Here is a 13,738-nt window from a genome sequence, read left to right on the forward strand (position 1 = left end):
TTTCTTCGCTCAGGCTGATATTTTGAAGTTTATGGCTTAAAGTCTATCACGTAATTTGGGTTTCAATAGGATTTTAGCCCATTCTATGCCGTTTAGAGAGAAAAGGCTTTAGCCGAAAATTGCCCTCATTTCCCGTTTGGAATAGGGCTGACTTTAGCAAGTTTTTTTAATTTGGCTAAAGCTTTTGGGTAGGTCATATCGAAAGTCGGGTTAAAACCCAACCCTATTGAAATCGTAAGCAGGGAACAAGACGCGTCTAAAAATAAGCAAGACGCCTCTCGTTTGAAAAAAGAGGCATCTCGTTTAGGATTTTGTTACAATAAAAATGAATCTTTATTGCGTAATCATTAACAATTAATAATTGACCATTAACCATTATAAATCGCTTTATAATACTCATCTGCCATTCTATCACTATTGAACTGAGCTTTCACTTCGTCCATAGCGGTGTATTGGATGGTTCTCCATTGGTCTTTACGGTCGTAATAAGTTGGCAATACTTCATTTTCAAGGATTTCGTAGATTTTTTCCAAATCGTAGTTGTCTTGTTCATAGACGCTCATATTAAAGTAGTCTGCTTTTGGTACTACGAAGGCGTTTTCGCCATTTCTTGCGAACTCTGGTATCCATCCATCATCGGTAGATAGGTTAACGGAGCCGTTCATAGCAGCTGTCATCCCCGAAGTACCAGACGCTTCTCTTGGTACTCTTGGGTTGTTGAGCCATACATCAGAGCCTTGTTTCAATTGTTTGCTGAGCTCTAATTCATAACCTGTAAGCACTGCCATATTTTTATAATTTTTGCTTTGCTCTACAAGGCTGTTGAAGGTAGAGATGGCGGCGTAATCCATTGGGTAAGGTTTTCCTGCCCAGATGATTTGTACAGGGTATTTAGGATTATTCAGCAAGCGTTCGAAGCGTTCTTTATCGTGGAGTAGGAAGTCTGCTCTTTTGTATCCTGCGAATCTTCTTGCCCAGACAATGGTGAAGACATTAGGGTCAAAGAGTTTTCCGCATTGGTCTGCTACTGTTTTAAAGAGGTTGGCTTTCAGTTCTTTTTTTCTTTCGTCAAATCCTTTAGCATCGTTATTGTTTTTGGTTTCATAGAGGGTTTTGTCTGCCCAATATTTAAACTCTTGTGCATTGGTAATGGATTTTATTTCGCAGATGCCCTCGTATTTACCCCACATTGCACGCGAAACCTCTCCGTGAAGCTGAGAAACGCCATTGGAGATGCGAGACATTCTCAGAGCACATAGAGAGTGATTGAACAACTCAGGTTCGTGACCGCCTTCTAATGCTTTTACCTCTTCTTTGCTAAAGCCTGAAAAGTAAGACATATCGTGGCACATATTAAAATTGTGCTTTTCGTTTCCTGCTTCTTCTGGGGTGTGAGTGGTGAATACCATTTTTTCTTTCACTTGCTCCAAGTTGCCACCAAATTTTCTCAACAGATAAAATGCAGCAGGAAGACCGTGGGCTTCGTTAAGGTGGTACACCTCTCTATTGAAATTCATCATATCCAGCATTTTGGCACCGCCTTTTCCTAAGAGGATGTATTGGGCTAATTTGGTAGCTTCATTGGCATCGTATAGTCGGTGGCAGATGGTTTTAGAAAGGTGGTCATTTTCTGGCACATCTGTGGATAGGAAAAACATAGGTGCCGTTTGGAACACTTCTGGGGCTAGATACCATACTTTTACCCAAACTGGAGCATCGTGGATGTCGATTTGAAATTTAATCCCCGTATCTTGCAAGAAGCTGTACATTTTTTTAGTCCATACTGGCTGCAAGGTTTGGTCTTGGTTTCGGCTTTGGTCATAGTAACCATATTTCCATAAGATACCGATGCCTACTAAGTCTTGTTTTAGATTGTAGGCACTTCTCATATGAGAGCCAGCGAGGAATCCAAGTCCTCCAGAATATATTTTCAAGGCTTGGTCAATGGCAAATTCCATTGAAAAGTAAGCCACTTTTTTAGAATAATCAGGGTTGATGCTATAAGGCATCTGGAAGTTTTTAAAATCCATTGTCTGTATTTTTTAATTTTGAATGTGCAAATTTATTGAATTTGAAAATTTCTAAAAATTAAATTGTCTTAAACTTCTTGAAAGGTAATGAATATCAGTTTTAAAAATCCAATTGAGAGGGAGTGTATTAGCTGTTATTATGATTTGGAATAGTTGAAAACGATAATATAAAATTCCGTAAATTTGCCCGCTAATCTTTGAATTAACTATGACCAAAACTGCAGCTTACCATACTTTGGGGTGCAAACTAAACTTTGCAGAGACCTCTACCATTGCACGAAACCTCACCGAAGCAGGCTATGAAAAAGTAAGCTTTGATGAGCGTGCAGATGTCTATGTTATCAATACCTGCTCGGTAACGGAGGCGGCAGATAAAGAGTGTAAATATCACGTAAAGCGTGCAATGAAAGCCAATCCTGAAGGTCTGGTAGTGGTGGTAGGTTGCTATGCCCAGCTAAAACCAGAAGAAATTTCCAATATAGAAGGGGTGGATTTGGTTTTGGGAGCGAAGGAAAAATTCAATATTCTGAGTTATTTGGAAGATTTGGAAAAATCTAATGCTCAGGGACAAGTGCATTCTTGCGAAATAGAAGAGGCAGATTTTTTCATCGGAAGTTATTCTATAGGTGATAGAACCAGAGCATTCCTCAAAGTACAAGACGGCTGCGATTATAAATGTACCTATTGTACCATTCCTTTGGCAAGGGGAATTTCCCGCTCGGATACCATTGCTAATATCGTGAGAAATGCTCGAGAAATTGCAGAGAAAGATATTAAAGAGATTGTCCTCACGGGGGTTAATATCGGGGACTATGGCAAGGGAGAATTTGGCAATAAAAAACACGAACATACCTTTTTAGACCTCATTACAGAGCTGGATAAAGTGGAGGGTATAGAACGCATCCGTATATCTTCCATAGAACCCAATCTCTTGAAAGATGAAAGCATAGAATTGGTATCGAAAAGCAAAAGTTTCGTACCGCATTTTCACATTCCTTTGCAAAGTGGGAGTGATGATTTGCTCAAGAAAATGAAACGCCGATACCTTACCAAACTATATTCTGATAGGGTTGCCAAGATAAGAGAGGTGATGCCTGATGCTGCCATAGGGGTAGATGTGATTGTGGGCTTTCCAGGGGAGACGGAAGAGCGTTTTTTGGAGACCTATCATTTTATCCAATCGTTGCCCATTGCCTACCTTCACGTTTTTACTTATTCTGAAAGAGAAAATACCGAAGCTGCCGCTATGGACGGCGAAGTACCAGTATCCGAACGCAAGAAACGCAATAAAATGCTCCGTATCCTTTCCGAGAAAAAGAAAATGGCATTCTATGAGTCTCAAATAGGAAATACCCTGCCTGTACTTTGGGAACACGAAAATAAAGAGGGGTATATGTATGGCTTTACGGAAAATTATGTCCGTGTGAAAAAGCCTTTTGATGCCTCTTTCATCAATACCATAGAGAAAGTAAAGCTTCAGAAATTGGATAATGATGGTGTGGTGAGTGTGGCTTCTTCTTTTGAAGATTTTTTGGAAAGGGTTTGATTTTTTTTAACTGAGGGGGAAGATATTACCATCAGAATTGTGAAGGTGTTAATTTTTTTTACTCTAAAAAAATAGATTAAATTTGAATATTAAAATTTAAAATCAATGAAAACATTATTGAAAGTATTAGGAGGGATTGTGTTGGTTATTGTTTTACTGATGCTTGTAATTGGCAAATCGTATCACTATGAAAAATCAATTGTAATCAACGCACCTGTTGAAAAAGTTTATGCACAAATAGCATCTTCTAAAGCTTTTAACGAGTGGAATCCGTGGATGGATATCGATCCAAATATTCAAGTAACCTATAGCGGCACTCTAGGGGAAGTGGGCGATGAGTACTGCTGGGTGAGTGAAAATGAAAATGCGGGAGAGGGCTGTCATAAAATCATTGAACTGATGCCAAACCAAAGTGTGAAAACACAGATGAATTTTAAGAAACCGTTTGAAAACACCTCTTATTCTTCGATAGTTTTAGAAGCACAAGACGGTAAAACGAAGGTGACTTGGGATATGGATACCGAACTGCCTTATCCAATGAATCTGATGAAACTAATGATGGATGGTAGTATGGACGAATCTTACGGAAAAGGACTTGACAAGCTGAAGCAACTTTGCGAAAAATAGAATCATTAAATATAAAAGAGATGCTATAGAGCGTCTCTTTTTTGTTTTAAAGAGTCAAGATTCTGTAAAGATGAAAAATAAAAAAGAGAAACCATTTCTGATTTCTCTTTCAGTGAGCGCGAAAGGATTACTTATGGATTTTAAAATAGTTCGTTTAACATCGTATATTACTAATTTAAAAGATGATATAAAAATGCAAAATCGTTTTAAACCATTTTAGACCGTATTATTTCGGGGGCAAATTTGGGGGCAAATTGAACTTATTCATTTGTCTTTTCTTTAATTCATCTACAATTTTCACATAAGGCTTCATCGCTTCGTAATCTTTATGTCCTGTCCATTTTATTATTACCTCCACGGGGATACCTAGTCTAAGGGCTGAGATAACAAATGTACGTCTTGCAGCGTGCGTTGAAATTACATTCTTCTTTAAAACATACTCTTCTACAGATTTGTTACCTATAAAGTGATGAATTTTTATAGGACTATCCCAATTCATTATTTCACCAATTTCTTTGAGATATTTATTAGTTTTTTGGTCTGAAATTACAGGTAACGCTAAATTATTTTTAAACTCTATATCTTCATATTTTTTCAAAATAGCTTCTGAATATTGATTCAAATCTATAATTAGTGGGTCAGTTGTCTTTTTAGTAGCTACAATAATACTATCTTTCCTTATATCTGTTTTTTTTAATTTTGCTACATCTGAATATCTTAGAGAGGAAAAACAACAAAAACAAAATACATCTCTAACTCTGGAAAGTCTATCATTATTGAATTGATAGAAATATAATTCCATAAGTTCCTCCCATTCTAGGTAAACTAATTCAGAAAGTCTTTCGCTGGTACCTTTAAAAGTTTGTTCGTATTCTTTGTGGGCATTTCCATCATAGTAGCCTTTTTTTTCTCCCCACGCTAAAATTCTTTTGTAGTCATTAATTTCACGCTTTACAGTAAAATTGATATGTGGTTTTTTAATTTTTCCGTATTTATCTTTAGGTCCTGTTAGGAAATATCTTGTTAGATCTCTCAGTGTTTTTTCAGTAACATTTTTGAGTTTTATCGTTTTATTGAAAAATGCAAGGTTATTTCTTAATCTATTATAGTTTTTGATGGTGGAGTATTCCCATTGTTTAGATTCACTTTTTTCAGCAATGTATTTATCAATTAGATCTACGAATGTTAATTCATTCTCTGGCACAGATGGTGCTTCCTTATCTTGGTTAAAAAGATTTTTAAATTCTTCTCTTGTAGGATAACGCTTATGTAGATAATCAAAATCTGCAAAAATTTCTTCTATCTTTCGCTCTAGTTCAGAAAGGCGTTTGTTTCGATCATCACTTCGCTTTTTTATTCTCACTCCGTCAAATTCATCAATAGTTGCTTTTACACCAGTGTAAAGTTCTATCCTCTGTGAATGGAAAGATAGCCTAGCTCTTACTGGTTGTAGTTCTGATGTTTTATTTTTTAGTGAAAATTTGAGCGAAAATTTAAGCATTTATATATGTTATTTGTTTTGAAAAATTGTATTACAAAAATTTCAGGAAAGCTTTTTTATGGTACTTTTTTTATCTTTATACATTGGACCTTTTCCAGTAAGTAACCAATCTGCAGAACATCCAAGTATTTCAACTGCAAGAGTTAGCCATTCTAGGCGGAAATGGCGGTTGTTCTCTTTTTCAATTCTCAAAAGTGTAGTGCGAGGCAGATTATAATCTTCACAGAATTTAGAAAAATTTGAATTTTCTGATTCTATGTGAAGATAGACTACCAAGAACCATCTGCGAACTACTGGTACTTCTTTTTCTGGTTTATTTCTGCTCATTTTCTTTGCTCTCTAACAAATCAAGAATATTAAAGTACTCTAATCCGCGGAAATTAAACTCATAACTATCATAATCATAATGGCGACTCTTCGAGATTAGCAGATATTGTGTGTCGTTTAATTTGAAGCCTTTTGGTTTTATAAACTCTTTATTATATAAATCGAAAAAGTTTACCAGGTACATAAGTTCATCAATGTCATATAGGATTATTTTTTTACTAATAATTAATCCATTTTTCACATAAATAATAAAATTAGCTTCCTCTGTTTTGTATATATATCTGTATAATCCTGCCTTTTCGATGTATTCAACCTTTGGAGCGTCTGTAGAAATTGTATTTTTTTCAAACTCTTTGCCTATTGGGAATATCATTAAATGTTTTTTTACAGAGGAATTGTTTTTGAAATCAGTAATATACTCGTCATAATCCACATAGTCCTGCTTTACAGTTCTCTCCTTTTTTACTTGAGAAAAAGCAGTAATAGAAACAATTATAAAACATAGTGCCAAAAACTTATCCATAACTAATAATTTTCGATGGTTTTTTGTAATTCGTTTTTGTAGTTATAAATATTCTCCAATGATAAAATTTGAATTTTTTCCCCTGCATCCTTACCATTGTGAAATAACTCGATATATTTGTTAGAAGAATTGAAGTGTAGGCGGCAAATAGGCTTTCTATTATTGTCATCTAAAAGAACCCCAAAGTAAGATTGAGTATCTCTAAAAGCAATTCTATCTGCTGGAAGAACCTCCCTCAAAATAGCTTTCACAATGTGGAAACCTTCCATTTCCTCCTCTGTTGTTATTACTGTTTTTTGAGGTTCTGAATTTTCATCAATAGAGTTTATCGTTTCATCTCCCGTACTCTTTTCAGCGTGGATTTGCTCATTGATGTTAAGTGCTGATTTTAGCCTAGAATTAATTATGTCGTTAATTACGCTTGTTATAGCCCTCTTAGTGTATTCCTTAAAGGTATTTTTTCTTTGCTCAGTTAATTTTTGATTAAAAAACTTCTTAACAAGTAGAACAACCAAATCATCACTTGGGTCTTCTATTTCATTTTCAAACTCCGCCTTAATAGCCTTTATGTATTTTAAGGATTCCGCAGATGCCAAAATTTCATCTAGTTGAAACGATGTTTTTACAAACTTTTCCAAAACCTTAATAGCACTATCCTTTAAGTCATCAAGATTGATGGTAAGGAAAGGTTTTTCATCCATTATATTCGGCTGCTCCAAATCGGTATAGAAATTATACACAATACCATTGGTAAGGATTCCGAAACGAGATTTAGTATTGTGAAAATACCTATGAAGTTGAGAATTGTGAGCGTCTGCATTTTCTTTCCAGTGCTTACACTCTATGATAAAGATAGGCTCTCCATCCTTCATTATCAAGTAATCTATTTTCTCCCCTTTCTTAGTGCCAATATCGCAGATAAATTCTGGAATAACCTCGGTGGGATTGAAAACATCATATCCAAGAGTTTGAATAAACGGCATTATAAAAGCGTTTTTTGTTGCTTCTTCCGTTGTTATTTGCTCCTTTATACCATCCACCCTTTGGTGTAGTTGTTCAAGCTTTGCTTTTAGTTCCATATTTTTAGTTTTTATTAATTATTACAAAAAATCCTTTGCTCTATTCCAGCGTTTATTGCGACCCTTCTGGCGAACTTCCACTACATTATATAGGTAAGTTACTTCCCGCAGGTTTAAGGTAAAATCCTTATAATTACTGTTAATTGAGCGGCACAGTATTTCCCCCGTTTCCACATTATGCTCTGCTATTTCTTTCAGCATTATTCCCTGCGTACCGTGTGCGATCACAAAATCCCAATCGCGGATGTGTAACTTCCCCATCCAGAGGTGGCGTTGGATTTTACGGCAAATCACAATATCCCCCTCCATATAGTCGGGCTCCATACTATCCCCAGCCACTTCAAACGCCATATATTCTCCTCTGTAGTTAGCATCCGCCTCAATAGTTATCACGGGCATTTTCTCTAAGTATTCATCGTTATAAAACCCTTCACTCCAGCCAGCCTTTGCTTTATTGCTTACCAGCTTTACCTCTAAAGTGTGGTTGTAGGTCTTTGGTTTCAGTTCGCCTTTGGGAATTGCTGGACCTTTACTCTCATTAGAATAATTACTGTTTATATAACTAATTATAGTATTCAGTGTGTTTTCAAGCGGTCGTTTACTTTCACCATTGATTATTTTCTGAACTCCTACTGCTGTGAGAGATGTATTCTTCTCTATCTCATAAGCAGTTACACTGTACTTGTTTATTAAACGCAATGCTTCACTTAATAATTCATCTCTGCTCATATTAATACCTCTCCATTCACTAAACTCTGGATAAACTTTATTTATCTTTTCAAACAACTCATCAGGCAATCTATTCAATGCTTGAGAGAATGCTGATTCACTTTTGTATCCGATTTTGATTCCAAAATCTTTTTGGTTTTCTACATAACCTCTTGATTTTAAATAAGCAATAAAGTTTTTAATCTCTTTCTTTTCCATAGTGTGAATTTTTCTTATTGAAAATCAATAATTTATTTCTTGATATAAATTTTCTTTATATAAAACTTGCACACATATATAAAGTTTCTTTATATTTGCAAAACGATATTATAATTTGTAATACAAATATAAGAATAATGGATAAAAAGAAAGTTAAGATTAGGGAAATATTTCTGGCAATGTCACCAGAAATGAAGAATGAGGTCCGAAAAAAGATATCAGAGCGTTTCGGAATCTCAGTGGACTCTGCAAAAGTGAATTGGATTTATAATTCCAAAATTCCTGATGAGAATGTAGATGAGGTTTTAGAAATCGTAAAAGCTCAAGCTAAAACTCAAAGCGATAATCTTTTGGAACTAATAGACGCAATTTAGAACAACTAACCAAATCTAAAAACTATGTTTGAAAGAGTGTTATTCAGAGGAGCAAGAGTAATGAGAGGAAGTAAGCCTAAAATAGGCGAACTGCTCCTAAAATCAATGAAAGAGTGTGAAGATGTAGATACGGCTAATGAGTATCTGTCAGTAGCTCAGATGTTAGAAATACCAATTTTCTTAGAGCTGCAAGAAATGTTTGATAAAAAATTTCCGTGTATCCTAAAAAACTTAAGAAATGGTCAGTTCTAGTATCTTAGAAAAGCAGTTTTTAACAATGACGGGTGAAGAAATTTTAGAACTATTCGGAGCTATTGCGGAGCAGAAGTCAGTTATGAAAGATTTTACTTCAAAACGATATGTACACGGTATTGATGGATTAGCTGATTTGCTTGGATGTAAAAGAACAAAAGCTCAACAGATAAAGAGCTCTGGTGTAATAGATGAAGCAGTTTATCAAAGCGGTAAAATAATTGTCATAGATGGAGATAAAGCCTTGGAACTTATAAAATTACACGAAAATGGAACTGCTTACTAAAACACACGATACTGCGATAGATTTTTTAAAAGATGAGGGCAAAGTTTTGCTAATAGATGTTTTGGATTACCTTGATGAAGAAGATTTATACCTGTTCAATAAAACAAATAGGGGTTCAGAACAGATAAAGGTACGCAGCAAAGAATTAGACTGGGATGAGTTTTATTTTGAAATTAATGCGAAAATATCATTCAATTATGAAGCTTATCACCGAAGTTCAACAATGGAAACCCCAGAGGAAAAAGAAATGTACTTCTCAGACATTGAAAGCAATATTGATATTTTAGTTTGCCAAAAATGGGATGAAGAAGATGAAGAGCATAAGGATTATTATCCTACAGCTACTGAGAGAAAAGAAATTGTGAAATATCTTGAAAATCATTTAGAATTAATTTAACCAATGTCTATCTATAAGAAACTTCATACAATTCAATCCAAGATAAATGGTTTGGGGAAAGATTCAAAAACAAATCAATATGGCTATGTATCTGGAGCTAAAGTCCTAAGTGTTATCAAACCCTTGATGAATGAAATGGGACTGATATTGAAGCAGGAAATTCTTTCCATTGAAAACGAAAGAATGGATTATAAAACAGGAATAGGTACTCAATACGAAAAACCTAAATCCGAAATATTATCCAAGGTGATGATGAAATTCACCTGGATAGACACGGAAACTGGCGAAAAAGATGAAAATCTATTTGGTGCCAATGGTCAAAACGATTGGGAGAAGGGTCTAGGCTCGGCACTTACTTATGCAGAGCGATATTTTCTATTAAAATTCTTCCATATACCAACAGATGAAGACGATATTGATAACGAGCTTCGCAAGAAAATAGATGAAAATAACACTACTAAAGCACCTTCAAAACCAGCTGTAAATTCTAGCACAGGTAATACTGAAAAACCAGTATGGCTAAATGAAAATGACCCCAATTGGAAGAAGATAGAAGGTTGGATAGCGAAAGGAAAGCATCCTACATTACAACAAGTGAAAGATACACTAAAAGTAAGTGTTAGCAAGAAAACTGCTGAAGTTCTTAAAGAGAAATTTAATATTCAATAAATTATTAATCCCTAAAAATTATGTCACTAACAAAACAAAACTACGAGCAGCATTTTCACGAAATGGCAGAAATAGAAGCTCCAATGCAAGAACAAAATCCAAAATATGAACTTATCGGGAAATTAATTGATAGAAGTTTACCGATGTCTTATTCTAAACTAAAGTATTTGGATAGTCCTGTAAACTTTATTAATAATCTGCTTAAGCCAAAAGAAAAATCAGAATCAATGCTATTTGGTAGTGTAGTAGATTGCCTACTCCTAGAGGAACATAAATTTGATAAAAAGTTTACAATAATCAATGCTACTCCTACAACGGATAATCAAAAAGAATTTGTAAAAAATTTTTTAGAAAATTTGTCGCAGATAGATACATTTGAGGAGCGTGTACAAGATGCTTATTCTAAATCTTACAAGACTGGAACGCCAGAAAAAAATGTAGCACATCTTTATGAATATCTGCAAGCTATCCAAAGTGGTAAAGAAGCAGTACCCCAAGAGGTTTATGACCAAGCCAAAGCTATTGCGGAAAACCTAAAAAATACTCCAGAGGTAGCAGATGAACTGATGGTTTGTGATGAGTTTCAGAAATTCATCGAGTTTGAATGGATGGGATGGAATTTTAGAGGCATCCTAGATACTTTCAGTCCTAATCTGTTTCACGATTTGAAATTTGCTTCTGATTGTAATCCCGAAAAGTTTACGAGGGATGTAGAGAAATTCGGATATGATATACAGTTTGGATTATATCGTATTGGATTGGAGATTTTAGGATTAGCTAGTCAGCCAAAATTCAAATACATTGTTTTTGACAAGAGCTTCAACTACACCATTATAGAAGTAGATGATTCATATTTACTCTATGGAGAAAGAAAGGTAGAGCATTATTTGAAAAGACTTAATAAGATGGTAGATGAAAGAGCTTTTGGAAGGTCCTATGATTACTTTAAAAAGCACAATGTAATGTACAAACCTAAATGGCTAGCAGGTTTTGATGAAACAATTTTTGAAAAGCATTAGGATGATGAAAACTAAATATTTTACACTCGGACAAACACATGTTCACTCCTTTAATGGGTATACTTTGGACAAGCACTGTGTTATAAAAATTACAGATATAAATCCAAGAGCTAAAATGATGGAATGGTTTGGAGATAAATGGTCTTTTGAATATGACAAAAAGCCAAATATGATTTTTTTTCATCGTGGTATTTATAATGCAACCAAAAATGAATGGGAGAATGAGTGAGAGTAAGATTTTACTAAGCGTAGCAAGGCGAGGAACAGGACTTTTCCCTACTGATATAGAAAGCGAAGAGCTAATAAAATCACTTTCTACCGAGGAAAACTTCAATATCGCTTTGCACGCTGATAGAAACTTAAAAATGCATCGTGCTTATTTTAAAATACTGCATTTCGTTTGGGATAATCTACCAGAGAAGTTTCAGAAAAAATGTAAGAAAAATCACTTCTATTTATTCCTTAAAGAATTGCAAGGGAGATATGAAATTTCAGAGATTTCTGAAAAGACAAATATTAAGACTTACGAAAGTTATTCATTCGATAAAATGAGCCAGAAACGCTTTCACGAGGTTTTCAAAGAAGATATCCATTTTATTATCACAGATATTTTACCGCCATTGGGTATGGAGGATTTTATCCCAGTGCTAACAATGGAATTTGATAAAACATTAATTAAATACAATTTATAAAATGACAAAAACAGTCAAAAAGCAGAATAAAAATCTACCTCAGACCAGACACGAGGAAACAAGATTTAAAACCTCGGATTTAAATTCAGTAAAGGGAATGTTTACCGCTGAAAGGGTATATAGAGGTTGGAAAGAAGATTTTATAGATGAGGACACTGGAGATGTTCATACAATTGAAAGAAAAGAAATCATATTGGATAGAGGTGTGGAACTTGATACAGAAGCGCTTTCACTTCTTAATTTTTACTTCCAATCTGGAGACCTTAAAGAAATTGAAGTTACTAACCAAAGGCGTACAGGAGTTTTTGGAGAGTTTAATACTTCTATTTGGCTAGTAACCATATTGGTGGAATCTAAAAAGAAGAATTTCTTTCTTTATGCTAATACCATTGAACAAGCAATTGAAATCATTAAGGATTTTGCAGAGCAAACTTACAGTTCTAGTTTAGGAATTGTTCAAGCTAAGTTTTTTGATAGGGTGATTTTAATTACAGACCTATATGAAGATGAGGAGGAAGATGAGGATGTGACACCGTATTATAATGAAGATTCTAAACTGAAAACTACTGAAGCATACAGAATTGAATTGTAAGTATCTAAAGATGGTGTTTCTGAAAAATCAGAGTTTATTGTAAAAGCTAAAAACGCAGAACAAGCAAAAGTTTTTATAGACCGATACCTATCTTTTAGGTTTAAGAAAGAAGAAGAAACTGCGGACTTTACCACCACACTTATTTCTGCTAAAAGTATCAATTGCGAACAGATGATTGATATAGAGTTCTGTAATAATTACATTCAAGAATAAGGGGAGTAAAAATCCCCTTCAGAATCCTTAAAAATTAACAATGAAAGAGAGTTTTGTTTTTTATGAATCTTGGTATGAAATCCTAGAAGACGAGAAGCAGGAAGTTCAATGGGAGGTTATACACGCCGTAATGGAGTACGTGTTTCGTGATAATCTGGTTGAACTTAAGCCAAACGCTAAAATGGCTTTCAAATTCATAAAGCGAGATATAGATAGAGCTGCGGAGAACTATCAGAAGTATATCGACAAACAGTCTGGTAATGGTAAAAAAGGAGGTAGACCCAAAAAAGCCAACCCTTTAAATCAAAACCCAAAAAACCCAGAAAACCCACCGCTTTTTTTAGAAACCCAAAAAAGCCTTAATGTAAATGATAATGTAAATGTAAATGATAATGTAAATGTAAATAATAAATCGTCGTATAGCGAAAATGAAATTTTGCGAATTAAAAATTTTCTAAAAACCAAACAGCAGATTCAGATGGATAGATTGATGATGCAGCATAAAATTTCAATGGAAGAATTGCATCTCAAAATTGATGAGTTTGTAGAAAAGAAAATTTCGTGGGGAGAAGGAAATTGGATTAACGACTCCGAGATAGCAAAGAATTTTGAATTTTGGCTTTCCAAGAACCTAAGTAAAGTATCTTCAAGTGAAAGAAGAACAAAATCAGTGTTTTAAAAAAT

At 34.6% G+C, this 13,738-nt stretch carries 18 protein-coding genes; 12 read left to right on the top strand and 6 right to left on the bottom strand.

Translation table 11 applies throughout. From position 1 onward, the window contains the following. Window positions 1–368 precede the first annotated feature (368 nt). Window positions 369–2,030 (bottom strand): alpha-glucan family phosphorylase, encoded by a 1,662-nt coding sequence (gene glgP / locus ACFFUE_RS07020; protein ID WP_376833908.1) that lies wholly within the window; start codon window positions 2,028–2,030, stop codon window positions 369–371. A 208-nt stretch (window positions 2,031–2,238) separates the two neighbouring features. On the opposite strand from glgP, the gene mtaB reads away from it, so the two are divergent. After that, window positions 2,239–3,576 carry a tRNA (N(6)-L-threonylcarbamoyladenosine(37)-C(2))-methylthiotransferase MtaB gene (gene mtaB, locus ACFFUE_RS07025; RefSeq protein ID WP_376833910.1) on the top strand — a complete coding sequence of 446 codons (1,338 nt, stop codon included), beginning with the start codon at window positions 2,239–2,241 and terminating at the stop codon, window positions 3,574–3,576. A gap of 105 nt (window positions 3,577–3,681) precedes the next feature. Beyond that, the gene (locus ACFFUE_RS07030; protein ID WP_376833912.1) at window positions 3,682–4,203 is read left to right on the top strand and encodes an SRPBCC family protein; all 522 of its coding nucleotides are present in this window, start codon (window positions 3,682–3,684) and stop codon (window positions 4,201–4,203) included. A 226-nt stretch (window positions 4,204–4,429) separates the two neighbouring features. On the opposite strand, the gene ACFFUE_RS07035 is transcribed toward ACFFUE_RS07030, so the two are convergent. Genes ACFFUE_RS07035 through ACFFUE_RS07055 form a run of 5 tightly spaced genes read right to left on the bottom strand, consistent with a single transcriptional unit; the run spans window position 4,430 to window position 8,560 of the window. Next, the gene (locus ACFFUE_RS07035) at window positions 4,430–5,704 is read right to left on the bottom strand and encodes a site-specific integrase (RefSeq protein WP_376833914.1); all 1,275 of its coding nucleotides are present in this window, start codon (window positions 5,702–5,704) and stop codon (window positions 4,430–4,432) included. A 42-nt stretch (window positions 5,705–5,746) separates the two neighbouring features. After that, the gene (locus ACFFUE_RS07040; protein ID WP_376833916.1) at window positions 5,747–6,031 is read right to left on the bottom strand and encodes a hypothetical protein; all 285 of its coding nucleotides are present in this window, start codon (window positions 6,029–6,031) and stop codon (window positions 5,747–5,749) included. Beyond that, on the bottom strand, window positions 6,018–6,554 hold the full coding sequence (locus tag ACFFUE_RS07045) for a hypothetical protein (protein WP_376833918.1): 537 nt from the start codon (window positions 6,552–6,554) through the stop codon (window positions 6,018–6,020). Before ACFFUE_RS07045 ends, ACFFUE_RS07040 begins: the two co-directional genes overlap by 14 nt. 2 nt (window positions 6,555–6,556) lie before the next feature. Then, on the bottom strand, window positions 6,557–7,633 hold the full coding sequence (locus ACFFUE_RS07050; RefSeq protein ID WP_376833920.1) for a type I restriction endonuclease: 1,077 nt from the start codon (window positions 7,631–7,633) through the stop codon (window positions 6,557–6,559). Window positions 7,634–7,654: 21 nt separating this feature from the next. Further along, complete coding sequence (locus ACFFUE_RS07055; RefSeq protein WP_376833922.1) at window positions 7,655–8,560, bottom strand: S24 family peptidase; 906 nt, start codon at window positions 8,558–8,560, stop codon at window positions 7,655–7,657. A 137-nt stretch (window positions 8,561–8,697) separates the two neighbouring features. Here ACFFUE_RS07055 and ACFFUE_RS07060 point away from each other — a divergent pair, with 137 nt between their 5' ends. The 10 genes from ACFFUE_RS07060 to ACFFUE_RS07105 all read left to right on the top strand — a co-directional run bounded on the left by ACFFUE_RS07060 (window position 8,698) and on the right by ACFFUE_RS07105 (window position 13,733). Beyond that, window positions 8,698–8,934 (top strand): hypothetical protein, encoded by a 237-nt coding sequence (locus ACFFUE_RS07060; RefSeq protein WP_376833924.1) that lies wholly within the window; start codon window positions 8,698–8,700, stop codon window positions 8,932–8,934. Between the two features lie 24 nt (window positions 8,935–8,958). Further along, window positions 8,959–9,186 (top strand): hypothetical protein, encoded by a 228-nt coding sequence (locus tag ACFFUE_RS07065; RefSeq protein ID WP_376833926.1) that lies wholly within the window; start codon window positions 8,959–8,961, stop codon window positions 9,184–9,186. Further along, window positions 9,173–9,472, top strand: coding sequence for a DUF3853 family protein (locus ACFFUE_RS07070; RefSeq protein WP_376833928.1), 300 nt, complete (start codon window positions 9,173–9,175; stop codon window positions 9,470–9,472). The genes ACFFUE_RS07065 and ACFFUE_RS07070 overlap by 14 nt, the downstream gene beginning before the upstream one ends. Beyond that, window positions 9,456–9,869 carry a hypothetical protein gene (locus ACFFUE_RS07075; protein ID WP_376833930.1) on the top strand — a complete coding sequence of 138 codons (414 nt, stop codon included), beginning with the start codon at window positions 9,456–9,458 and terminating at the stop codon, window positions 9,867–9,869. The genes ACFFUE_RS07070 and ACFFUE_RS07075 overlap by 17 nt, the downstream gene beginning before the upstream one ends. 3 nt (window positions 9,870–9,872) lie before the next feature. Further along, a complete protein-coding gene (locus ACFFUE_RS07080) occupies window positions 9,873–10,538 on the top strand; it encodes an ERF family protein (protein WP_376833932.1) in 666 nt (221 codons plus the stop codon). Between the two features lie 20 nt (window positions 10,539–10,558). Further along, window positions 10,559–11,557, top strand: a complete 999-nt coding sequence (locus ACFFUE_RS07085; RefSeq protein ID WP_376833934.1) for a PD-(D/E)XK nuclease-like domain-containing protein — start codon at window positions 10,559–10,561, stop codon at window positions 11,555–11,557. A 1-nt stretch (window position 11,558) separates the two neighbouring features. After that, the gene (locus ACFFUE_RS07090; RefSeq protein WP_376833936.1) at window positions 11,559–11,786 is read left to right on the top strand and encodes a hypothetical protein; all 228 of its coding nucleotides are present in this window, start codon (window positions 11,559–11,561) and stop codon (window positions 11,784–11,786) included. Continuing rightward, complete coding sequence (locus tag ACFFUE_RS07095; protein ID WP_376833938.1) at window positions 11,779–12,249, top strand: hypothetical protein; 471 nt, start codon at window positions 11,779–11,781, stop codon at window positions 12,247–12,249. The genes ACFFUE_RS07090 and ACFFUE_RS07095 overlap by 8 nt, the downstream gene beginning before the upstream one ends. 1 nt (window position 12,250) lies before the next feature. After that, window positions 12,251–12,841 (top strand): hypothetical protein, encoded by a 591-nt coding sequence (locus ACFFUE_RS07100; protein WP_376833940.1) that lies wholly within the window; start codon window positions 12,251–12,253, stop codon window positions 12,839–12,841. A 253-nt stretch (window positions 12,842–13,094) separates the two neighbouring features. After that, a complete protein-coding gene (locus ACFFUE_RS07105) occupies window positions 13,095–13,733 on the top strand; it encodes a DUF6291 domain-containing protein (RefSeq protein WP_376833942.1) in 639 nt (212 codons plus the stop codon). Window positions 13,734–13,738 lie beyond the last annotated feature (5 nt).

The sequence above is a fragment of the Bergeyella porcorum genome (genome assembly GCF_042427575.1).
Lineage (GTDB): Bacteria > Bacteroidota > Bacteroidia > Flavobacteriales > Weeksellaceae > Bergeyella > Bergeyella porcorum.

Excerpts from the sequence above, each read along its gene's own strand:
- ACFFUE_RS07105 (WP_376833942.1), top strand. The coding sequence starts at position 13,095 with ATGAAAGAGAGTTTTGTTTTTTATGAATCTTGGTATGAAATCCTAGAA.
- ACFFUE_RS07045 (WP_376833918.1), bottom strand. The coding sequence starts at position 6,554 with ATGGATAAGTTTTTGGCACTATGTTTTATAATTGTTTCTATTACTGCT.
- ACFFUE_RS07090 (WP_376833936.1), top strand. The coding sequence starts at position 11,559 with ATGATGAAAACTAAATATTTTACACTCGGACAAACACATGTTCACTCC.
- ACFFUE_RS07080 (WP_376833932.1), top strand. The coding sequence starts at position 9,873 with ATGTCTATCTATAAGAAACTTCATACAATTCAATCCAAGATAAATGGT.
- ACFFUE_RS07060 (WP_376833924.1), top strand. The coding sequence starts at position 8,698 with ATGGATAAAAAGAAAGTTAAGATTAGGGAAATATTTCTGGCAATGTCA.
- ACFFUE_RS07035 (WP_376833914.1), bottom strand. The coding sequence starts at position 5,704 with ATGCTTAAATTTTCGCTCAAATTTTCACTAAAAAATAAAACATCAGAA.
- ACFFUE_RS07030 (WP_376833912.1), top strand. The coding sequence starts at position 3,682 with ATGAAAACATTATTGAAAGTATTAGGAGGGATTGTGTTGGTTATTGTT.
- ACFFUE_RS07040 (WP_376833916.1), bottom strand. The coding sequence starts at position 6,031 with ATGAGCAGAAATAAACCAGAAAAAGAAGTACCAGTAGTTCGCAGATGG.
- ACFFUE_RS07050 (WP_376833920.1), bottom strand. The coding sequence starts at position 7,633 with ATGGAACTAAAAGCAAAGCTTGAACAACTACACCAAAGGGTGGATGGT.
- ACFFUE_RS07070 (WP_376833928.1), top strand. The coding sequence starts at position 9,173 with ATGGTCAGTTCTAGTATCTTAGAAAAGCAGTTTTTAACAATGACGGGT.
- ACFFUE_RS07085 (WP_376833934.1), top strand. The coding sequence starts at position 10,559 with ATGTCACTAACAAAACAAAACTACGAGCAGCATTTTCACGAAATGGCA.
- ACFFUE_RS07065 (WP_376833926.1), top strand. The coding sequence starts at position 8,959 with ATGTTTGAAAGAGTGTTATTCAGAGGAGCAAGAGTAATGAGAGGAAGT.
- ACFFUE_RS07075 (WP_376833930.1), top strand. The coding sequence starts at position 9,456 with ATGGAACTGCTTACTAAAACACACGATACTGCGATAGATTTTTTAAAA.
- mtaB (WP_376833910.1), top strand. The coding sequence starts at position 2,239 with ATGACCAAAACTGCAGCTTACCATACTTTGGGGTGCAAACTAAACTTT.
- glgP (WP_376833908.1), bottom strand. The coding sequence starts at position 2,030 with ATGGATTTTAAAAACTTCCAGATGCCTTATAGCATCAACCCTGATTAT.
- ACFFUE_RS07095 (WP_376833938.1), top strand. The coding sequence starts at position 11,779 with ATGAGTGAGAGTAAGATTTTACTAAGCGTAGCAAGGCGAGGAACAGGA.
- ACFFUE_RS07100 (WP_376833940.1), top strand. The coding sequence starts at position 12,251 with ATGACAAAAACAGTCAAAAAGCAGAATAAAAATCTACCTCAGACCAGA.
- ACFFUE_RS07055 (WP_376833922.1), bottom strand. The coding sequence starts at position 8,560 with ATGGAAAAGAAAGAGATTAAAAACTTTATTGCTTATTTAAAATCAAGA.